The sequence below is a fragment of the Mesorhizobium sp. B2-4-17 genome, from assembly GCF_006441275.1.
Lineage (GTDB): Bacteria > Pseudomonadota > Alphaproteobacteria > Rhizobiales > Rhizobiaceae > Mesorhizobium.
The window spans coordinates 1-19668 of record NZ_VFUX01000004.1; the positions used below are offsets into that span (position 1 = coordinate 1).

The window sequence follows — 19668 nt, forward strand, 5'->3', positions numbered from 1 at the left end:
GCACGGTTGGTGGAAGGCGAAGAGGGAGCGGCGTGGCGTGGCAAGCCGTCCGCCCCCTCTGCTGGGTTTTTCAGCGATCGTCTGTCGAAGGCGCGGCACTGACGACCGCCCGCGCGTCGGCTCCGGGGTCAAGGCACGGGTTTGCCAGCCTATCGGCCACGGTCTTTCTTCCCCGGCCTTCCCTCAAAGCGTCGTTTGGCGCTGATGATGATTTTAATCGCTTCGTCTCGGGTTAGACCGCATTTGCGAGCATAGAAGTCTGCTTCGATCACGAGTTGGCGATTTTCCTCGCTGTCGATATCAGCCTTCACGTGCTTGGCTTTCTTGCCCATTCCCTAACTCTAACAGATTCGGCTTACAGCGCGACTGGTAGTTCTCGACGCCCTACCGTTGAAAACCTTAGCTCTCAACCTTACTTCATTCCGGGTTCTTGAGAGGGGTAAGCATCATGTTGGGTAGCATTCTGCAGACTGTTTCGGTGATCATCGCCGCATTCTCGGTCGTTTTGGGCATAGGTGCTTGGCGGCGGACAATGAAAGGCCAACGCCAATTTGACTTGGCCGAACAAGCCGTCGAGGGATTTGCCGAGGCGCGGTCTGCCTTCACATATATCCGGTCACCCGCAGGCTTCGGCGGTGAAGGCTCCTCGCGATCGCGCGCGAGCAATGAAACCGAGGCGCAAAGCCAGCTCCTAGACCAAGCGTTTGTCGCCATCGAGAGATACAACAAAAGAACGGACGTTTTTTCGAAGCTAATGGCGATCAGGTACCGATTCGAGCTTCACTTCGGGAAGGAAGCGGCAGCACCTTTTTCTGAACTCAAAAATATTGTCGATGAAATCATAATTGCGTCGAGGACTCTGGCGCGGGTTTGGCCCCAGCAAGGCAAACCGATGACGGAGAGCCAATTCGCAAAGCACCTTGAGCAGATGCACAAGGCGGAAAGCGTATTTTGGGAGGGCTTCGAGGAGCCCGATATAATTTCGGCACGCATCGACAAAATGAACAGTGACATCAACGATACATGCAGGCAGATCATAAATCCGCGACGCAATCTCTGTTCGGTTCTTACCGCCTGGTACTCGGAGGGTTTGAGTTTCCTTAGCTGCGGTAAACACTGACCGTTCGCGCCGCCCGCACACTTGGGGCGACGCGCACTCTTATCGCGCTACAGGCGACGGCTTTGGCCGCCTTTCCGTGAAGGTTAGTGAACCGAGACGTTCAAATTCACGTCTTCGACACCATGCCGGCGTTTCCATGCTCTGAACTCACGGCTCATACGCCGTAGCCGGCGCTCGTGATGCGATGCTTTCTCACCGTCATAGAGATCCAGACCGGGGACGAAAAGCACTTCCCCTGTGTCCAAATCAACCCGGGCGACACGACCGTCGCACCCTGGAAGTCGATCCACCACTCTCATCTGGTGCTCTCTATGAGAGCCATCGTCGTAATCGAATACGAGGGTGGTGGACTGGTCCAGCGCCTCCGCCGGAACGGTGAGTTCAAGTGTTTGCTCTTTCATGAGCTTGGTTCTCCGTGGTGCGTCTGGAACGGAGTCCGCAACACGACGCACCGCAGCGGACTTGCAGGCCTTTTGGCACCTGCGCTTCCGCCCCAGAACTGAAAAACTGGAGAACGAGCCGAGTAAGCTCACTTGGCATCAAACTGATAACCGGTCACGGAGTCAACCGCCGATTTTCCTTATTTGGCCCCAAACCCAAATAAGGTTCTGCGAGCGAATCCAGTGCAAGCGATTCTGTTTGCAGGGAATTTTTGGTGCCGCTTAGGTGACTCGAACACCTGACCCCATCATTACGAATGATGTGCTCTACCAACTGAGCTAAAGCGGCCCGGGAGGCCAAGGCCTCCAAGATGGGCTGGGTGATAGCCTCAACCGGCTGCGAATTCAAGATGCGACTTGGCAATTCTGCACGGGCTTCCGCCAGGATCGAAAGCCGGCCTTGGATCGGTCTTGCGGCACGGTTTGCCCGTCCTTGCGCGAGAAAATCGCCGGCAGGGCCCGATTTTGTTTGCCGGAACATCGCCAAGATGGACTTTGGATAGGCTGTCGAGGCAGAATGCGGCCGTCCGCCCGTTGATTGATTGGTCGCCTGCGGCTAACCATCACGCAGGATTGGACAATTTGCAGAGGGATCTCGCTTGGACGCGATCGAAAAAGCGATCCGGAACGCCTTGGAGAAGGGCAACGCCGAAGACCGCGCGTTCCGCGAGAGGGTCTACCGGTCGGCCTTTGCCGCGCTCGACCGCGCGCTCCAGGCCAATCCCGGCGTGACCGTGGAAGCCGCCATCAAGCGCCGCAAGGCGATCCAGGCGAAGATCACCGAAATCGAATCCGAATACCTGCCGGCGGTGCCGGACGTCGCCCCGCAGATCGACGCACCGGCGGCCGGGCCTGCGGCCGGCGTAGCACCGGCGGTCGAGACGGGACAGAAGGCGCCATCGCCCGCCGTCACCGTGGACGGGCCTGTGCACCCGGCATCCGACGCGGCGCGCTCGCGCGTGCTGCCGGTCGTTCCCGACATCATGCCGGATGCTATCGACATCGCAGCCTCCGCCGCGCCGGGAGCCGCGACCGAAGTGGCGCCGGACCGCGATGAAAGGCGCATTCGCGGACGACGCCTGCCGCTGACCGCGATCTTCTTCACGGTGACCCTGCTTGCGGCAATCGGCATCGGCCTGTTTTTCGCCATGCAGACCGGCGTGTTCAAGACGGCGGCGCAGCTCAATACAGCGCCGCCGGAGGCGCCGCCGACCGTCGAGGGCGACGATTTCACGCCGGCCGACGGCGCCAACGCGCCGGCAAAGCCGGGCGCGCCGGACCAGTCGCGTGACTGGATCGATGTGTTCTCACCGAACGACCCGACACATGTCGCCGCCCCCTCGGACGCCAAGGCAGAGGTTATGAAGGACGACACCGGCTCATTCCTGCGCATCCAGTCCGGCGCCTCTGGCTCGGCGATCGCCTTCGACGTCGGGCAGGGCGTGCTGGAGAGGCTCGCCGGCAAGCATGCCGTGTTCGACATCATCGCCCGTGCCGAGGACGGTAAGGACACGCAGATCTCCGTCGACTGCAATTTCGGCGAGCTCGGCGACTGCGGCCGCAAGCGCTACGCGGTCGGCCAGCAGCGCAACGAATATCTGTTCGACGTGCAGTTCCCCAACAAGCATCCGGGCTCGGCCGGAACCATCGCCGTCAATTCCGATTTCGACAAACAAGGCAAGGCGGTCAACATCTACGAGATCCGCGTGTCGATCGAACCGTAGTTGCGAGCAGTTAGAGCGGTTCAGCGTTTGATGGAATCGTTGACCCGCTCTAACTCGTTGCTTTGGGTAATTCCGGGTGGGAAGCGGCTGCACGCTGGAATTGCCCTAGCGGTCGAGCAGTGCCTGCAGCGTCTCGATGCGGTCGGCCTCGTTGGCCGGCTTGTCCCAGCGCAGCCGTGAGATGCGGGGAAAGCGCATGGCGACGCCCGATTTGTGCCGGGTCGAGCGGTTAAGCCCCTCGAACGCCACCTCCAGCACCAACCCATTGTCGCGGTCGGCCCGCACCGATCGCACCGGCCCAAAACGCTCGACCGTGTTGTCGCGGACATATTTGTCGATCTGCCTGAGTTCCTCGTCGGTGAAGCCGAAATAGGCCTTGCCGACCGGCACCAGTTCCTCCTCGCCCTCGGTTCCTGACCAGACGCCGAACGTGTAGTCCGAGTAGAAGCTCGACCGCTTGCCGTGGCCGCGCTGGGCATACATCAGCACGGCGTCGACCGTGTGCGGATCGCGCTTCCATTTAAACCACGGGCCTTTGGGCCGGCCGGCGACATAGGGCGAATCCCAGCGCTTCAGCATCACGCCCTCGATGATCGGATGCGGCGGCGCCCGGCGCAGATCCTCCAGCACCTGCCAATCCGTGAACTCGACGAAGGGCGACAGATCGAATCGGGCCGGATCGAGCGTTTTTACGAAAGCCTCAAGGCGGCCGCGCCGCTCGCGGAAGGGCAGTGCGCGCAAATCCTCGGCGCCGATCTGCAGCACGTCATAGCAGCGCATGAAGGCCGGATATTGCTGCTGCATCTTCGGTGTCACCGTCTTGCGGTTCAGCCGCTGCTGCAGGTCCGAGAAGGTCCCCGTCGCCTCTCGGGGATCGCCGACCAGCAATTCGCCGTCGAGCGCAGCGGAAAAATCCATGGCTTCGGCAAGATCGGGAAAAGCGCCGGAGACATCGTCGCCCGTACGCGAATAAAGCCGGCGGCTGCCGCCTTCCGCCACCGCCTGGACGCGGATGCCGTCCCATTTCCATTCGGCCGCATAATCGGCGGGGTCGAGCTTTTCGAGATCACCGTCCCCGACCGGGTTCGACAGCATGACCGGGCGGAACAGCGCCATCGCCGTGTTCCGCGGCTTGTCGGCCTTGCCCTCCAGCCAGGCGAACAGCGCTGTGTAGGGCGGCGACAGGCCGTGCCACAACTCCTCGATCTCGGCGACATCGACCTTGCCGAAATCCGCCAGCGCCTGTTTGGCGAGCCGCGCCGAAACGCCGATGCGCAGGCCTCCAGTGACCAGCTTGATGATGGCGAAGCGCGCCGAGATGCCGGCGCTGTCGAGCAGCCCCGCCAGGATCTTGGGTCCGTCGGACCGGCTCGCCGCCTGCAGTTTGGCCACGACCTCGCCGAGCGTCGGCTCGCGGTTCGGGATTTTGCCAGGGGCCTGCGGCCAGACCAGCGACACTGTCTCGGCGAGATCTCCGACATAGTCGTAGGAATAGCCGAACAGCACAGGGTCCATGCGTTCTGTGACCAGCATGCGCAGCATCGCCGGTTTAACCGCGGCGATGTTGAGATCGCCGGTGATGGCGGCCAGCGCCAGGCCGCGATCGGGATCCTCGACGCTGCGGAAATAGTCGGTGAGCAAAGTGAGCTTGCCGTTGCGCGACGGGGTCAGCACCAGGCGGTCGAGGAGTTCGGCGAAGCGGTTCATGCCGTCAATCGCCCTCGTCCTCATAGCCCACCAGATGCAGCGGCCGGGCGGCGATGCCTTCGAGTTCGCACCAGCGCACCAGCGCTTCCTCGCGGCCATGCGTGACCCAGACCTCGTCGGCGCCGGTCTCCTTGATGGTCGCGGTCAGCTCGTCCCAGTCGGCATGGTCCGATATGATCAGCGGCAGTTCGACGCCGCCTTGCTTGGCGCGCTGGCGGATGCGCATCCAGCCCGACGCGAAGCACGAGATCGGATCGGGGAAGCGCCGCGCCCAGCGGTCGGCGAAGGCCGCTGGCGGGCCGACCACGATGGCTCCGGCGAAGTCTTGCCTGCCGCCTTCCACCGTCGCCGGTTCCAGCGTTCCCAGGTCGATGCCCTGGCTCCGGTAGTAGTCGCTGAGCCTGGCCAGCGCGCCATGGATGTAGAGCGGCCTGTCGTAGCCGGCATCGCGCAACAGCCGCATCACGCGCTGCGCCTTGCCCAGCGCATAGGCGCCGACCAGATGCGAGCGTTCGGGAAACTGCGCCGCCGATTTCAAAAGGCGGGCGATCTCTTCGGTGTCGGGCGGATGGCGAAACACCGGCAGGCCGAAGGTCGCCTCGGTGATGAACACGTCGCAGCGGATCGGCTCGAACGGCGCGCAGGTCGCATCCTTCTGACGCTTGTAGTCGCCGGAAGCGACGATGCGCGTGCCCTGATGTTCTACGGAGATCTGCGCCGAGCCCAGCACATGGCCGGCCGGATGGAAGCTGACGCCGACGCCGTCGAGGATGATCGTCTCGCCGAGCGGTGCCACCTGGGTCGTTCCCGCAAAATCCTCGCCATAGCGCAGGCCCATTATGTCGAGCGTCTGCTGCGTCGCCAGCACCGAGCGGTGGCCCGAGCGCGCATGGTCGGAATGGCCGTGCGTGATCAGCGCGCGGTTCACCGGCCGCACCGGATCGATGAAGAAATCGCCCGGCGGGCAGTACAGGCCTTCGGGCCGGGGGCAAAGCAGGTCGCTGGCGCGCATCGTCCCAAGATAGGATATAATTCCGCTTCGGGAAGCCCGCTGCCGGAGACTGCTGACTCCCAGGCATGCTTTGCTTTACAGAGGTGGCGGCCCGGCTGCCTCGGCCGGCGGAACCCGCTATCACTATGAAGCCACTCCAGACCTCATCGGGCGATTTGAACGCCGATCGTCGTGCCGACTATGCCGAGATGCTCTTTGCCTCGGGCGATCACGCCGAGGCGGCCGAACTGCTGCTTGGTGCGCTGGAACTGGCGCCGCAATGGGCCATGGGCTGGTTTCGCCTTGGCGAGATGCAGGAAGCCGCCGGGAGGCCTGACCTCGCGGCGCAGGCCTGGACGACATCGCTGAAACTGGATCCCGCCGATCGCCAGGGCGCGGCCCTCAAATTGCAGTTGATCGGCAGGGGACCGGTTGCCACCGCGCCCCCCAGCGCCTTTGTCGAAACGCTTTTCGATCATTACGCCGAGACATTCGAGGAGATGTTGGTCGGCAAGCTCGACTATAGGCTGCCCGATGTGTTCGACACGATCATCCGCCAGGCAAGGCCGGGGCGCTTCCGCCTGGCGCTCGACCTCGGCTGCGGCACCGGTCTGATGGGCGAGAGGCTGAGACCGATCGTCGACCGGCTAGAAGGAGTCGACATCTCCGCCAGCATGTTGAGGAAAGCGCGGGCAAAAGGCATTTATGACGCGCTGACCAAAGCGGATCTGCAGCGATTTTTCTATCCAGGCGAGAACGCCGATCTGGTGACGTCAGCCGATGTTCTGATCTACATCGGCGCGCTGGAGGGCATGGTGGGGACAGTCGCCGGCCTGCTCGCCGACGGTGGCCTGTTTGTCTTCTCGGTCGAGAGCCTGGTGGATGGCGGCGATTTCGCTCTGCAACCCTCCCGGCGCTATGCACACTCGGACAGCTATGTCAGGCGCATACTCGAGGCCAATGGGTTTTCGATCCTGACGCTAAAACCGACAACCATCCGGCAGGATCGCCGCCAGCCCGTCAACGGGCTGGCTGTCGTGGCCCGAAAAGGTCACACCGCATGACGTGCGGATGGTCGTCATGCGGCGACGCCGCTGCGAAAAAGTCGGATTTGCGTGCGCGACTGATATTTGCGATCTGGTCGCATCAGGGCGGGATATCTGGAGGAGCATATCAGATGCGCTGGAACATGATGGTCTTGGCATCTTGCCTGGCGACGGCCGGCTGCGTGGGCAATTCGATGTCGGCGCGCCAGGACGCCAACATCCAGTCCTCGCTGCAGTATGACAGCGTGCCATGCGATCAACTGCTGGCGCAGCGCAATGGGTTGGCGCAGCAACACAACCTTTCGACGACCGCGAAGCCGACCTTCTCCAATCCCGCCATGGGCTTCGGCCCGTTCACGCCCGATATACGCTCCAAGGCCCAGCGCGACAGCGACAAGGCGTCAGGCGAGATCGACGCCATGAACCGGTCCATCGACCGCCGCGACTGCGGCAAGCCGGACAAGCAGAAGAAGCTCGCCCTGCCTGGCTAAAGATGCGAATCGGCTATTGGTCGCGAATTTGTCGCAGGCAGCGGGTTACGTCCTGGCGAGGGCACGATCGGATGAATCTCTCGGACCTTGGAGACCGCATATGCGTTCTGGGGCCGTCCAACAGCGGCAAGTCGACCCTTGCCGTCGCGATTGCCCGCAAGCGTGATCTGAGGCCCATTCACCTCGATCAACTCTATCACCTTCCGAACACGGATTGGGAAGCGCGCCCGAAGGACGAATTCATTGCCTTGCATGACGCCGCAATCGCCGGTGAGCGTTGGGTGATGGACGGAAATTACGCGGTCGGCATGCCGCAACGCCTTCAGCGGGCGACGGGATTGATCCTGCTGGACATCTCCACGTCTGCAAGCCTGCTGCGCTATATCAGGCGGACGCTGTTCGAGAAGGAGAGGCGCGGTGCCTTGCAGCGGGCGCGACAGCGTTAAATGGGATATGATCCACCACATTGCCGTGACCACGCCGAAAAATCGCGAACGATACCGGGCAATGTTCGAGCAGCTCGATCTGCCAAAGGTGCAACTGTCATCGCTGCGGACGATCAAGGCATGCTTTCAGCAGTGGAGCCTAGCCATATGAGGGTCCTCTCTGGCTAGATCTAGGCCGTGAACCCATAAATCTGGCGGAATGAACCTTGCTGTGCAAAGCTTCGCCGATGAGTGAACCGGATGAATTAGCTGGCATGACAGTCAACGAGCGGCTGTTCCATGTTGGCATTCTCGACCGGTGGGACGCAGCGGCCCGACGGCGAGATCGGAACATGATGATCGCGTTACTGGAACAGGTTGAAGTTTCCGAGCCGCATCTGACAGTCAATGCTGTGCTGGCCAACCCGAAAATGTATGGCTACTGATCGGATGGGACTTTCCCAGATGGTCTGATTCAAAGTCGGCATGAGCCGACTTGACCGACTTCGAGTGGCGCGTAATCAAGCCGCTGCTGCCCAACAAACCGCGAGGCCTTCCGCGCGTTGATGATCACCGCGTGCTGAACGGCATCTTCTGGGTACTGCAATCCGGGGCGCCGTGGCGCGATCTGCCAGAGCGCTATGGTCCGCGCACGACCTGCTACAACCGCTTCGTGCGATGGCGAAAGGCAGGCGTCTGGGGCCGGCTGATGAACGCCCTCACCGCCGCGCATGACGGCAACATCCAGATGATCGACAGCACCTCCGTTCGCGCCCACCAGCAGGCCGCAACGGCAAAAGGGGGTCCGGATCATTGTCTCGGTCGCAGCCGAGGCGGGCTCACGACCAAGATCCACGTCGTCGTCGACGCGCAAGGCCTCCCGATCCGGCTCGGCTTGACCGCCGGCCAAACGACGGGCAGATCGCCGACACGCTGCTCGATCATCTCGGCCCGAGCACGATCGTGCTGGCGGAAAGGCCTATGATGCCGATTGCATCCGGGAGATGATCCAAGACCAAGGCGCCATGCCCAACATCCCGCCGAAGAGCAATCGAAAGTGGAAGCCCTGCTTCAGCAAGCGGCTCTACCGCGAGCGCAACCTGATCGAACGGTTCTTCTCCAAACTTAAGCACTTCCGCCGCGTCGCCACCCGCTACGATAAGCTCGCTGCCAACTTCCTCGCCATGGTCCAGCTTGCTTCAATGCGTCTGTTGCTGCGCGCTTATGAGTCTACGGCCTAGTAGCCCGCCTTGCGGTCGACCAGATTCTCCAGCTTTTCGCCGCGCTCGAAGGCGTCCATCTGGCGCAGCATGATCGGCGCCAGGTGGACCGGATCGGAGGTCGCCGCGGCGTGCGGCGTGACGAACACTTTCGGATGCTTCCACAGTGGGCTGGTCTTCGGCAGCGGCTCGACCTCGAAGACGTCGAGGCTCGCCTCCTTCAGCGTGCCGTCGTCCAGCGCCCGCACGATGTCGGTGTCCTTCTGCAAGCGGCCGCGTCCGGCGTTGATCAGCACCGAGCCGCCGAGGCCGTTGCGTTTCCTCAGTTCCTTCAGCAGGCTGTAGTCGATGATACCCTGCGTGTCCGGCGTCAGCGGCAGAAGCACGACCAGTATATCGGTCGCCTTGAGGAACGGGACCAATCCGGCCTCGCCGCAATAGGTCGCGACCCCTTGCATGGGCCGGTCGGTGCGCGACCAGCCATTGACCGCGAAGCCGAGCGACAGAAGCACCGAGGCCGCGGCGCGGCCGAGATTGCCCAGCCCCATAATGCCGACGGAAATGTCCTCGGCCGGCCGTTGCTGCGCCTCGTGCCAGATCTTCTTCGGCTGCTGCGATCGGTAGAGCAGGCCCTGACGATGATGGTCGAGCACCCGCCAGACGACATATTCGGTCATGTATTGGGTGAGGTTGTCGGCGACGACCCTGACGATCGGCACATCGGGCAGGCCGGGATCGGCGAAGATATGGTCGACGCCGGCGCCGATCGAGAAAATGGCGCGCAGATTGGGCAGCGACGCCAGGATATTCGGCTTCTGCTTCCACACAACCGCATAGGTGATCGATGGATCCTTGGCGCCATCCGGCTCCAGCACCACCTCGCGCTCGGCCGACAACAGGTCGCGCCAGCGCTGCGGATGAAAGCCGGTGACGGCAAGCAGGATGCGGCCTTTTTCCATCGTGGTTCGTCTAGTCCCTTTTGTGCCAATCACTCGCTGACGATGCCGGTTGGCGCCGTCTCTATCTTGAAAGCGGCCGAGATGAGCGCCCGAGTATAGTCCGTTTGCGGCTTTCCAAAAATCTGTTCGGAAGGACCGGCTTCGACGATCTGGCCGTTGCGCATGACGATGACGTCGTTGGCCAGCGCCCGGATGACCTTAAGGTCATGGCTGATGAAGAGATAGGCGAGGTCGTGCTTGGCCTGCAGGCTGCGCAAGAGGTCGACGACCTGTGCCTGCACGCTCATGTCGAGCGCCGATGTCGGCTCATCCAGCATGACGAAACGCGGGTTGAGCACCATGGCGCGTGCGATCGCGACACGCTGGCGCTGGCCGCCGGAAAACTCGTGCGGATAGCGGTTGCGGGTCGCTGGATCGAGGCCGACCTCCTTCAGCACGGCGGCCACCTTGTCGTCGCGCTGGTCGGCTGAGAGTTTCGGCTCGTGAATCTTCAGGCCTTCCTCGATGATCTCGGCGATCGACATGCGCGGGCTGAGCGAGCCGAACGGGTCCTGGAAGACGATCTGCAATTCCCGCCTGAGCGGCCTCATGGCGTTGAAGGTGAGCTGGTTGATGTCGCGTCCGTTGAACTGGATGGTTCCGGTCGAGGAGATCATGCGCGCCAGCGCCAGGCCGAGCGTCGTCTTGCCCGATCCGGATTCGCCGACCACGCCCAGCGTCTGGCCGGCGCGTACGGTGACGTCGATGCCGTCGACCGCCTTCACATGATCGACCGTGCGGCGAAAGAAGCCCTGTTTGATCGGAAACCAAACCTTGATGTCCTTGCCCGTCATCACCGCCTTGGCGCCGGCATTGGCGGCCGGCGGCTTGCCCTTTGGCTCGGCGGCCAGGAGGTGACGCGTATAGGGGTGCTGGGGGTTGGCGAAGATGTCCTCGGTCGTTCCCGTCTCGACGATCTTGCCCTTGGTCATCACGCAGACCCGGTCGGCGATCTTGCGCACGATGCCGAGATCGTGGGTGATGAACAGCATCGACATGCCCTTGCGGCTCTTGAGACCGGCCAGCAGTTCCAGGATCTGCGCCTGGACGGTGACGTCGAGAGCCGTCGTCGGCTCGTCAGCGATCAGGAGTTCCGGTTCGTTGGCCAGCGCCATGGCGATCATGACGCGCTGGCGCTGGCCGCCAGACAGCTGGTGCGGATAGGCGTCGAGCCGCTTCTGCGGATCGCGGATGCCGACCTCGTTGAGCAGCGCAAGCGTGCGCGCCTTGGCCGGGCGGTCGGCCATGCCCTGGTGCAGTTTCAGGATCTCGACGATCTGCTGCTCGATCGTATGCAGCGGATTGAGCGAGGTCATCGGTTCCTGGAAGATCATGGTGATCTTGTTGCCGCGCACCTGGCGCAACTGCTTCTCGTTCATCGCCAGCAGGTCGGCGCCCTGGAACAGGATCTTGCCCGAGGGATGGCTGGCGCTGGGATAGGGCAGCAGCTTCAGCACCGACAGCGCCGAGACCGACTTGCCGGAGCCGGATTCGCCGACCAGCGCCACAGTCTCGCCCTTGGCGATATCGAAGGAGATATGGTCGACGGCGACGGACTGGCCGCCGCCTTGGCTGAAGGCGACGGTGAGGTCCTGTACGCTGAGCAGGGGAGCACTCATCCCTCGATTTCCGCGATAGCTTTGTCCAAGGCGGAAATCTCCGGTCGCATGATCGAAATTTCCGCTGTCAATTGAGGAGGAACGAGTCGATCTGGCGCGAGAGAATAGGCATCTTTCAACCTGGTATCGGCAGTCAGGAATTGCGTGCAGCCGAAGTGCATGGCCGTGGCAAGGTGAATCGCATCCGGTAGCCTGAGAGAAACGAATTTCGAACGGAGCTGTGCCGCGTGCCACAGAACCTCGCGAGTTACCGTCCCGACCAAGACAAAGGCGTTGCCAATCGAAATATTGTCATAGAGCTCGACAAGCGACTCGTTGCCTTTTTTCAGAGGGTCAACCATCAATTCCGCCAGCACGATCTCGCTTGTCGCGAGGAAAGGCTGCTGTCTATCCCCGTTCAATGAAATGAGCTGAAGCAGCTTTTTTGCGAGTGCATCATTGTTTTCAAAAGCGTAGATGAAAATGTTCGTATCGATATAAAGCCGGAAGGCGGCCATCAATCCTCCCACTCATCACGGAGGGCACGAACGCGTGCGACAGCCTCTTCGAGGCTCGTTCCCGGCGCGCTGGCCTGAGCATTTTGCATAAGTTCAAGCAATTGTTCGCGGCCGAGAGGCCTTTTGGCTTCCTCTTCTATAGTAACCGTGACCGAGGCACCCAAGGCTATACCCGATCGCAATTCATCGGGGAGTTTCGATGCCGGATAATGCTCAAGGATGACCTTATTCATAGCGAGGTCCTCTCATGGGTGTGCGGCGTGGCTGCCATTTGTGATGCGCTGGTCACAGCCACCAATCGTTTCGCCAATTGACGCATACGGCCACTTTTATGCGAATTGCCACACCGAGAATATAACATTCCGAATGCCAGTTTGCCCCTCATTTGAACGTCTTGCGCGGATCGAAGGCGTCGCGCGTCGCCTCGCCGGCGAAGACCAGCAGCGACAGCATCAGCGAGATGACGACGAAACCGGAAATGCCGAGCCACGGCGCGTTGAGGTTGCGCTGTGCCTGTTTCAGTAGTTCGCCGAGCGAGGCCGAGCCGGGCGGCAGACCGAAGCCGAGATAGTCGAGCGAGGTCAGCGTCGAGATCGAGCCCGAGAGCAGGAAGGGCAGGAAAGTCAATGTCGCCACCATGGCATTGGGCAGCAGATGCCGGAACATGATGGTGCGGTTGGGCACGCCGAGGGCCCGCGCCGCGTTCACATATTCGAAGTTGCGGGCGCGCAGGAACTCGGCCCGCACCACGCCGACCAGCGCCACCCAGGAGAACAGCAGCATCAGGCCGAGCAGGATGAAGAAGCCCGGCGGCAGAATGGCGGCGATTATGAGCAGCAGATAGAGCACGGGTATGGCCGACCAGATTTCGATGAAGCGTTGGAACAGCAGATCCGTCCAGCCGCCGAAATAGCCCTGCACGGCACCGGCTCCGACGCCGATCAAGGCCGACCCTGCGGTCAGGATCAGGCCGAACAGCACCGAAATGCGGAAACCGTAAATGACGCGCGCCAACACGTCGCGCGCCTGGTCGTCGGTGCCCAGCCAGTTCCAGTTGCCGACGATGCAGGCAGGATCATCAGCCCCTTTCGGATACTGGTTGCAGCGCGTCTTGGCGTCATATTGCCACGAAGGTCTGGCGGGCGCGGCTTCGGGAATGGCGTTGTTGACGGTCTGGTAGGAGTAGCGGATCGGCGGCCAGACCATCCAGCCATTGGCGTTGATCTCGTCCTGGATCACCGGATCGCGATAGTCGGTGACGGCGTAGAAGCCGCCGAACTTTTCTTCCGGATAGGCCACCAGCACCGGAAACAGGATTTCGCCCTTGTAGGAGGCGATGATCGGTTTGTCGTTGGCGATGAATTCAGCAAACAGCGACAGCACGAACAGGATCAGGAAAATCCACAACGACCAGAAGCCGCGCCGGTTGGCCTTGAAATTCTGCAAGCGGCGCTTGTTGAGCGGCGACAGAAACGGCCGTGGGATCCGCACCGGCACCGCGCCGGCAGTAACGCTTGCCTCCGACATCAGACGTCTCTCCGCTCGAAATCGATGCGCGGATCGACCCAGGTGTAGATGAGGTCGGACAGCAATCCGATGAACAGTCCAAGAAGCGAGAAGATGTAGAGGTTGGCGAACACCACCGGATAGTCACGCTCGACCACCGACCTGAAGCCGAGCAGACCAAGGCCGTCGAGCGAAAAGATGTTCTCGATCAGCAGCGACCCGGTGAAGAAGGCCGAGATGAAGGCGCCGGGAAAACCGGCGATGACGATCAGCATGGCATTGCGGAACACGTGGCCGTAAAGCACCTGCCTTTCCGACAGGCCCTTGGCGCGCGCGGTCACCACATACTGCTTGCGGATTTCCTCCAGGAACGAGTTCTTGGTGAGCAGCGTCGTCGTGGCGAAGGCCGACAGCACCAGCGCCGTCAGCGGCAGGGTCATGTGCCAGAAATAGTCGACGATCTTGCCCGGCCATGACAATTGATCCCAATTGTCCGAGACGATGCCGCGCAGCGGGAACCAGTCCCAGAAGGATCCGCCGGCAAATAGCACCATCAACAGGATGCCGAACAGGAAGCCTGGAATGGCATAGCCGACAATGACGACGCCGCTGGTCCAGACGTCGAACGGGCTGCCGTCCTTGACCGCCTTGCGAATGCCGAGCGGGATTGAGATCAGGTAGGACAGCAGCGTTATCCAAAGTCCGATCGAAATCGAAACGGGCATTTTCTCAAGGATCAGGTTGAGCACCGAAATATCGCGGAAATAGCTGTTGCCGAAGTCGAAACGGGCATAGTTCCAGAGCATCATGCCGAAGCGCTCGAGCGGCGGCTTGTCGAAGCCGAACTGCTTCTCGAGCTTCTTGATGAATTCTGGATCGAGCCCCTGGGCGCCGCGATATTTCGAGCCGACGTCGCCTGCGGCGTCGAAATTGGAACCGCCCGCATCGCCGCCACCGCCGCCGAGGCGGTCGCTGCCGCCCTGGTTGGTCAGCTTGGCGATGACCTGTTCGACCGGGCCGCCCGGCGCGAACTGGATGACGGCGAAGGAGATCGCCATGATGCCGAACAGGGTCGGGATCATCAAAAGGATGCGGCGCAGGATATAGGCGCCCATCAGGCTTCCTGCCCTCTTTGGACTGATATCTCAGCCTTTGCCAATTTTTGCCGCCTTGCCTTTATCGACCCACCACAGCGCCTCCACCGGAAAACCGAAATCGGGCTTCTGCTCGGGAAAGCCGAACATGTCCCAATAGGCGCTTCGGTGATTCGCCAGGAACCAACTAGGAATCCAATCGCACCGCGCGCGCAAGACCCGGTCGAGCGCCCGCATCGCGACCGTCAGGCTTTCACGGTCCTTGGCTGCCCCAATCGCGTCGATCAGCGTGTCTATAGCGGGGTTTGAAACGCCTGGCAGGTTGCGCGAACCGGAAAGGTTGGCGGTTCTGGAGTGGAAGAAGACTTCGAGATCGTCGCGCGTCGGCGTGGCGCTGAACGAGAAAGCGGCCGACAGAAGATCGAAATCGAATGTCGCCTGTCTCGCCTGGTATTGCGCCGAATCCACCAGCCGGATCGTGGCATCGATGCCGATCGCCTTCATGTTGGCGACCCAGGGCGAATAGACCTGCACGAAGGTATCGTCGTCGACCATGAATTCCGCCGAAAGCCTGCCGCCCTTGTCGTTGACGACGAAATCGCCCGTCCGCTTCCAGCCCGCCGCGTTGAGAAGCTTTGCCGCCTGGCCAAGCAGCTTGCGGTCGCGGCCGGAGCCGTCGGACGCGGGCTGCGTCACCGCCTCGCCGAAGACTTCGGCTGGAAGCTGGCTGCGCAACGGCTCCAGCAGGGCCAACTCCTGCGGCGATGGCAGGCCTTCGGCACGGAAGTCGGATTTCTCGAAGCAGGATTGCGAACGCTCGTAGGAGCCGTAGAAGAAATTGCGCCGCGTCCATTCGAAATCGAAGCAGAGCGCGATCGCCTGGCGCACGCGCGGATCGCGAAACTGTTCGCGCCGCTGGTTGACCGCCGTTCCCTGCATCGTCGGCCGCTTTTCGGCGGGGAATTCGTGCTTGACGACCTTGCCGGCGGTCAGGGCTGGAAAGTCGTAGGCGGTCGCCCAGACGCGCGAGGTGAATTCCTCGCGATAGGTGATTTCGCCTTTCTTGAAGGCTTCGAAACCGGCCGTGCGGTTCTGGTAGAACTCGATGCGGATGCGGTCGAAATTGTTCTGCCCGCGATTGACCGGGAGGTCGCGGCCCCAATAGTCCGCCACCCGGTCATATTCGATCCAGGCGCCGGCGGAGAAGCGCCCGACCTTGTAGGCGCCAGAGCCGAGCGGCGGGTACAACTGCGAGGAGTCGAACGGATTGGCCGTGTAGAAGGCCTTCGACAGGATCGGGAATTCCACGACATTGAGCACGGTGCGGGCCGATTGCTTGCCGGAAAAGGTAAGCCGCAGCGTGCGGTCGTCGACGGCGACGGCATCGACCATATGGGTCAGCGACAATGACAGGTCGGGGTGGCCCTTGTCCTTGTAGAGCTTGAAGGTGAAGGCTGCGTCCTGCGCCGTCAGCGGCGTGCCGTCATGGAAACGCGCTTCGGGGCGAAGCGAGAAGGTGAAGGCGTTGCGGTCGTCGGACAGCGTCACGCCGTCGGCGATCTGGCCATAGACGGCGTCGGGTTCGTCGAGCGCGCGCACCATCAGCCCGTCGAAGCACATCTCCATGCGCGGCGGCGCATCACCCTTGTCGACGAAGGAGTTCAGCGTGTTGAAGGTCTGCGTATCCTGGTTGTAGCCCCAGTTCGGCGGCGCGAAGTTGAAGATCCCACCAGCCGGTGCTTCGACATTGACATAGTCGAAATGGGTGAAATCCGGTTTGTATTTTAGATCGCCGAAGGCGGAGAGCCCATGCAGTTTGATGCCTGTCGCGATGTCGGCGAAGGCTTTTGCGGGCAACAGAGCCGCGGCAGCGGCAGCCGCGCCAAGCGCGAGAAAGTCGCGACGGGGAAGAGCCGCCATCAATTGCCGCCCTTGTATTTGGCCGCCAGCGCCTTCTCCTTGTCGAGGTCGATCCACCACGAATCGATATCGGCACCGACATAGGCGGGCTGCTTGTCGGGGAACTTGAACTTGTCCCAATAGGCCAGCCAAACCGCGGACCGATGGTATTGCGGCACCACGTAGAAGTTCCACAGCAGGACACGGTCGAGCGCATGGGTGGCGGCGACGAGATCATCGCGGTCGGTGGCGAAGATGATGCGGTCGATCAGCGCGTCGACGGTAGGATCCTTGATGCCCATCAGATTGCGCGAACCAGGTGCGTCGGCGGCCTTCGAGCTCCAGAAATCGCGCTGCTCGTTGCCGGGTGAGTCCGACTGGCCGAACAGGCCCGTGACGACATCGAAATCGAAGTTGTTGACGCGGTTGATGTATTGCGTCTGATCGATGATGCGCAGCGAGGCATCGACACCGATCTTGCGCAGATTGGCGATGTAGGGACTGGCGATCACCTGGTCGGTTTCATTCCAGCCGAGGATCTCGAACTTGAACGGCGCGCCTGTCTTGGTGTTGACCATCTTGCCGCCCTTGATGACCCAGCCGGTCTTGGCGAAGAGATCGACCGCCTGCTTCAGATACTTTCGCTCCGCTTGCGGGGAGTCGTAGACGGGCAACTTGAATTCCTGCGTGAAGAGTTCCGGCGGCAACTTGTCGCGATATTTTTCCAGGATTTCCAGTTCCTTGCCCTGCGGCAAGCCGCTGGATGCCAGTTCGGTCCCCTGGAAATAGCTTGATGTGCGGGTATTGAAGCCGAAGAACAAGGTGCGATTCATGCTCTCGAAATCGAACGGGATAGTCAGTGCCTCCCGGACCAGCCGGTCCTGGAACAAAGGCCGCCGCTGGTTGAGGACAAAGCCCTGCATCGGTTGTGGCGACTGGGTTGGAAAATCCTTCTTGATGACGTCGCCGGCCTGGATGGCTGGGAAATTGTAGGCCGTCGCCCATTTGCGGGAGCTGTATTCCCGGTTGATATCTTCCAGGCCGCCCTTGGTGAAGGCAAGCCAGGCGGCATTGTCGTCGAGGATGTAGGTGTATCGGCGCGTGTCGAAATTCTCGCGGCCGATCTTCACCGGCAGTTTGGCGCCCCAATAGTCCGGCACGCGCTGCCAGACGATTTCCGAGCCCGGCTTGAAGCTGGCGATCTTGTAGGCCGCCGAGCCGAGCGGGATTTCCAGAGTCGGCTTGGTGACGTCGCGCTTCTTGCCGTTGGCATCCGTGCCTTCCCACCAGTGCTTCGGCAGTACCGCGAGATCGCCGATGATCTTCGGCAGCTCGCGGTTACCCTTCTGGTTGAAATGGAACTCGACCTCGTGGTCGGAGACCGCGACCGCATCGGTGACGTTCTCGAAATAACGACTGTATTGCGGGCTGTTCGCCTTCAGCACCTGGAACGACCAGATCACGTCGTCGACGGTGATCGGCTGGCCGTCATGCCATTTCGCGCGCGGGTCGAGCCTGTAGGTCGCCGAGGAATAGTCGGCCGGATATTTATAGGCGTCTGCGATCAGCGGATGGCTGGTGCTGCCTTCATCGGTCGCCTGCTCCATCAGCGTGTCGTAGAGCAGGCCGCCACCGAATCCCACCAGGCCGGCCGCTGGCGATCCCTGGACGATATAGGGGTTGAAGCTGTCATAGGTGCCGAGCAGCACCGAATTCAACGTGCCACCCTTGGGCGCGGTGGGGTTGACGTAGTCATAGTGCTGGAAGTTGTCGCCGTATTTGGATTGGCCGATCAGCGACGAGGTGGTCCGCCACTCGTCGGCCCGGGTCGTCTGCAACCCCGCCGCCATCAGGGCCGCCGACAGCAGCGCCTTGAGAAACGTTCGGCCAACCGTCATGCACCATCCTCTTCGCGATACGTGCCAGATCATCCAGAAGGGCGATCCTAGATGATTTGGCGCGCGTGAAAACCGCAATCGCCCGGCTCTGTCGCCGCACCCGGTGTTATCTCAACAAAAAAGCCGGGCTGAACCCGGCTTTTTCAAGATCATGAGATGATATTTTGGTTATTTGGCCGGCGCCGGTGCCGCCGGTGCAGGTGCCGCGGGAGCGGCCGGCTTGGCCGGTGCGGCGCCATCAGCCGGCTTTGCCGGAGCGGCTCCGCTGGCTGGCTTGGCGGGCGCGGAAGCGTCCGCGGCGGCACCCGGTGCCGGCAGCGGCTTGGGATTGTCCGACAGCGTGCGCAGATAGGCGATGACGTTGGCGCGGTCCTCGTCCTTGGGCAGGCCGGCGAAACCCATGGCTGTGCCCTTCACGAATTTCTTCGGCGAGGTGATGAAGTGGTTGATGTTGTCGTAGGTCCACTTCTCGGTGCCGCCCTTGGAGAATTCCTTCATGCCGGCCGAATAGGCGAAGCCTTCATGTTCGGCGACCGGACGGTCGACGACGTCCCACAGATCGGGGCCGACCTTGTTCGGCCCGCCCTTTTCGCCGGAATGGCAGGCCTGGCATTTCTTGAAAACGGCGGCGCCCGCCTCGACATTGGCGGTCTGCAGCAGGTCGGCGATTGGCTTGGCCTCGGCGGCCGGCCCGGCAGCGCCGCCTTCGGTGGGCTCGGCGGCCTCGATGGCGAAGCCTGGCTTTTCCGGAGCCGGCGAGGCAAACAGCGCGTCCGAGACCAGGCCGACCGAGAAGACGACGAAAATGGTTCCGAGCAATCCGGCGAGCAGTTTGTTGACTTCGTTGGAATCCATACGCCCCTTGCTCCCTTTTCCGGCGGACTGATCCGTCCACTCCGTCCGTCGGTATCGAGACCCGCCCTCCGGAGCCGGTCAAATCGCGCGGAAACTAGGTCTTTTGCTCGGGCGTTGCAACACCTATAAGGGCGCTTC

The 19668-nt window shown here is 61.8% G+C and carries 18 protein-coding genes, 1 tRNA gene and 2 pseudogenes; 7 read left to right on the forward strand and 14 right to left on the reverse strand.

What is annotated here, in order from left to right; genetic code table 11:
- Positions 1 to 149: 149 nt before the first annotated feature.
- Positions 150 to 332: a hypothetical protein gene (locus FJ548_RS04605; protein WP_140777067.1), complete on the reverse strand. Its 183-nt coding sequence runs from the start codon at positions 330 to 332 to the stop codon at positions 150 to 152.
- Positions 333 to 448: 116 nt separating this feature from the next.
- Here FJ548_RS04605 and FJ548_RS04610 point away from each other — a divergent pair, with 116 nt between their 5' ends.
- The gene (locus FJ548_RS04610) at positions 449 to 1120 is read left to right on the forward strand and encodes a hypothetical protein (RefSeq protein ID WP_140777069.1); all 672 of its coding nucleotides are present in this window, start codon (positions 449 to 451) and stop codon (positions 1118 to 1120) included.
- An 83-nt stretch (positions 1121 to 1203) separates the two neighbouring features.
- On the opposite strand, the gene FJ548_RS04615 is transcribed toward FJ548_RS04610, so the two are convergent.
- Both FJ548_RS04615 and FJ548_RS04620 read right to left on the reverse strand, forming a co-directional pair.
- On the reverse strand, positions 1204 to 1521 hold the full coding sequence (locus FJ548_RS04615) for a hypothetical protein (protein ID WP_140777071.1): 318 nt from the start codon (positions 1519 to 1521) through the stop codon (positions 1204 to 1206).
- 252 nt (positions 1522 to 1773) lie between these two features.
- Positions 1774 to 1849: transfer RNA gene (locus FJ548_RS04620), tRNA-Thr, on the reverse strand.
- 310 nt (positions 1850 to 2159) lie between these two features.
- Here FJ548_RS04620 and FJ548_RS04625 point away from each other — a divergent pair.
- Positions 2160 to 3284 carry a hypothetical protein gene (locus FJ548_RS04625; RefSeq protein WP_140777073.1) on the forward strand — a complete coding sequence of 375 codons (1125 nt, stop codon included), beginning with the start codon at positions 2160 to 2162 and terminating at the stop codon, positions 3282 to 3284.
- Between the two features lie 105 nt (positions 3285 to 3389).
- Here the strand turns inward: FJ548_RS04625 and FJ548_RS04630 are convergent, their stop codons facing one another.
- The gene (locus FJ548_RS04630; protein ID WP_140777075.1) at positions 3390 to 4991 is read right to left on the reverse strand and encodes a cisplatin damage response ATP-dependent DNA ligase; all 1602 of its coding nucleotides are present in this window, start codon (positions 4989 to 4991) and stop codon (positions 3390 to 3392) included.
- A 4-nt stretch (positions 4992 to 4995) separates the two neighbouring features.
- On the reverse strand, positions 4996 to 6003 hold the full coding sequence (locus FJ548_RS04635) for a ligase-associated DNA damage response exonuclease (RefSeq protein ID WP_140777077.1): 1008 nt from the start codon (positions 6001 to 6003) through the stop codon (positions 4996 to 4998).
- 125 nt (positions 6004 to 6128) lie between these two features.
- On the opposite strand from FJ548_RS04635, the gene FJ548_RS04640 reads away from it, so the two are divergent.
- From FJ548_RS04640 to FJ548_RS04660, 5 genes and pseudogenes are all read left to right on the forward strand, one after another.
- The gene (locus FJ548_RS04640; protein WP_140777079.1) at positions 6129 to 7046 is read left to right on the forward strand and encodes a class I SAM-dependent methyltransferase; all 918 of its coding nucleotides are present in this window, start codon (positions 6129 to 6131) and stop codon (positions 7044 to 7046) included.
- 113 nt (positions 7047 to 7159) lie between these two features.
- Positions 7160 to 7519 (forward strand): hypothetical protein, encoded by a 360-nt coding sequence (locus FJ548_RS04645; RefSeq protein ID WP_140777081.1) that lies wholly within the window; start codon positions 7160 to 7162, stop codon positions 7517 to 7519.
- Positions 7520 to 7590: 71 nt separating this feature from the next.
- Positions 7591 to 8116, forward strand: a pseudogene (locus FJ548_RS04650) (AAA family ATPase).
- Positions 8117 to 8192: 76 nt separating this feature from the next.
- Positions 8193 to 8390: a hypothetical protein gene (locus tag FJ548_RS04655; protein WP_140777083.1), complete on the forward strand. Its 198-nt coding sequence runs from the start codon at positions 8193 to 8195 to the stop codon at positions 8388 to 8390.
- A gap of 50 nt (positions 8391 to 8440) precedes the next feature.
- Positions 8441 to 9185: pseudogene (locus tag FJ548_RS04660) on the forward strand (IS5 family transposase).
- Here FJ548_RS04660 and FJ548_RS04665 read toward each other — a convergent pair.
- The 9 genes from FJ548_RS04665 to FJ548_RS04705 all read right to left on the reverse strand — a co-directional run bounded on the left by FJ548_RS04665 (position 9182) and on the right by FJ548_RS04705 (position 19530).
- Positions 9182 to 10123: a glyoxylate/hydroxypyruvate reductase A gene (locus FJ548_RS04665; RefSeq protein ID WP_140691253.1), complete on the reverse strand. Its 942-nt coding sequence runs from the start codon at positions 10121 to 10123 to the stop codon at positions 9182 to 9184. The pseudogene FJ548_RS04660 and the gene FJ548_RS04665 sit on opposite strands and share 4 nt — an antisense overlap.
- A gap of 29 nt (positions 10124 to 10152) precedes the next feature.
- Entirely contained in the window at positions 10153 to 11781 is a 1629-nt protein-coding gene (locus FJ548_RS04670; RefSeq protein WP_140777085.1) for an ABC transporter ATP-binding protein, read from the reverse strand.
- The gene (locus FJ548_RS04675) at positions 11778 to 12278 is read right to left on the reverse strand and encodes a PIN domain-containing protein (RefSeq protein ID WP_140777087.1); all 501 of its coding nucleotides are present in this window, start codon (positions 12276 to 12278) and stop codon (positions 11778 to 11780) included. The genes FJ548_RS04670 and FJ548_RS04675 overlap by 4 nt, the downstream gene beginning before the upstream one ends.
- Entirely contained in the window at positions 12278 to 12511 is a 234-nt protein-coding gene (locus FJ548_RS04680) for a hypothetical protein (protein ID WP_140777089.1), read from the reverse strand. The genes FJ548_RS04675 and FJ548_RS04680 overlap by 1 nt, the downstream gene beginning before the upstream one ends.
- 148 nt (positions 12512 to 12659) lie before the next feature.
- Positions 12660 to 13805 (reverse strand): ABC transporter permease, encoded by a 1146-nt coding sequence (locus FJ548_RS04685; RefSeq protein ID WP_140691261.1) that lies wholly within the window; start codon positions 13803 to 13805, stop codon positions 12660 to 12662.
- The gene (locus tag FJ548_RS04690; RefSeq protein WP_140691264.1) at positions 13805 to 14899 is read right to left on the reverse strand and encodes a microcin C ABC transporter permease YejB; all 1095 of its coding nucleotides are present in this window, start codon (positions 14897 to 14899) and stop codon (positions 13805 to 13807) included. Before FJ548_RS04690 ends, FJ548_RS04685 begins: the two co-directional genes overlap by 1 nt.
- A 30-nt stretch (positions 14900 to 14929) precedes the next feature.
- Complete coding sequence (locus FJ548_RS04695) at positions 14930 to 16798, reverse strand: extracellular solute-binding protein (RefSeq protein WP_140691266.1); 1869 nt, start codon at positions 16796 to 16798, stop codon at positions 14930 to 14932.
- Entirely contained in the window at positions 16798 to 18675 is a 1878-nt protein-coding gene (locus tag FJ548_RS04700) for an extracellular solute-binding protein (protein WP_140777091.1), read from the reverse strand. Before FJ548_RS04700 ends, FJ548_RS04695 begins: the two co-directional genes overlap by 1 nt.
- A 168-nt stretch (positions 18676 to 18843) precedes the next feature.
- Positions 18844 to 19530 carry a cytochrome c family protein gene (locus FJ548_RS04705; protein WP_140744229.1) on the reverse strand — a complete coding sequence of 229 codons (687 nt, stop codon included), beginning with the start codon at positions 19528 to 19530 and terminating at the stop codon, positions 18844 to 18846.
- Between the last annotated feature and the right edge of the window lie 138 nt (positions 19531 to 19668).

Coding starts and splice junctions, on each gene's coding strand:
- FJ548_RS04635 (WP_140777077.1), bottom strand. CDS start 6,003: ATGCGCGCCAGCGACCTGCTTTGCCCCCGGCCCGAAGGCCTGTACTGC.
- FJ548_RS04630 (WP_140777075.1), bottom strand. CDS start 4,991: ATGAACCGCTTCGCCGAACTCCTCGACCGCCTGGTGCTGACCCCGTCG.
- FJ548_RS04655 (WP_140777083.1), top strand. CDS start 8,193: ATGAGTGAACCGGATGAATTAGCTGGCATGACAGTCAACGAGCGGCTG.
- FJ548_RS04605 (WP_140777067.1), bottom strand. CDS start 332: ATGGGCAAGAAAGCCAAGCACGTGAAGGCTGATATCGACAGCGAGGAA.
- FJ548_RS04695 (WP_140691266.1), bottom strand. CDS start 16,798: ATGGCGGCTCTTCCCCGTCGCGACTTTCTCGCGCTTGGCGCGGCTGCC.
- FJ548_RS04645 (WP_140777081.1), top strand. CDS start 7,160: ATGCGCTGGAACATGATGGTCTTGGCATCTTGCCTGGCGACGGCCGGC.
- FJ548_RS04700 (WP_140777091.1), bottom strand. CDS start 18,675: ATGACGGTTGGCCGAACGTTTCTCAAGGCGCTGCTGTCGGCGGCCCTG.
- FJ548_RS04615 (WP_140777071.1), bottom strand. CDS start 1,521: ATGAAAGAGCAAACACTTGAACTCACCGTTCCGGCGGAGGCGCTGGAC.
- FJ548_RS04665 (WP_140691253.1), bottom strand. CDS start 10,123: ATGGAAAAAGGCCGCATCCTGCTTGCCGTCACCGGCTTTCATCCGCAG.
- FJ548_RS04670 (WP_140777085.1), bottom strand. CDS start 11,781: ATGAGTGCTCCCCTGCTCAGCGTACAGGACCTCACCGTCGCCTTCAGC.
- FJ548_RS04675 (WP_140777087.1), bottom strand. CDS start 12,278: ATGGCCGCCTTCCGGCTTTATATCGATACGAACATTTTCATCTACGCT.
- FJ548_RS04640 (WP_140777079.1), top strand. CDS start 6,129: ATGAAGCCACTCCAGACCTCATCGGGCGATTTGAACGCCGATCGTCGT.
- FJ548_RS04610 (WP_140777069.1), top strand. CDS start 449: ATGTTGGGTAGCATTCTGCAGACTGTTTCGGTGATCATCGCCGCATTC.
- FJ548_RS04680 (WP_140777089.1), bottom strand. CDS start 12,511: ATGAATAAGGTCATCCTTGAGCATTATCCGGCATCGAAACTCCCCGAT.
- FJ548_RS04690 (WP_140691264.1), bottom strand. CDS start 14,899: ATGGGCGCCTATATCCTGCGCCGCATCCTTTTGATGATCCCGACCCTG.
- FJ548_RS04705 (WP_140744229.1), bottom strand. CDS start 19,530: ATGGATTCCAACGAAGTCAACAAACTGCTCGCCGGATTGCTCGGAACC.
- FJ548_RS04685 (WP_140691261.1), bottom strand. CDS start 13,805: ATGTCGGAGGCAAGCGTTACTGCCGGCGCGGTGCCGGTGCGGATCCCA.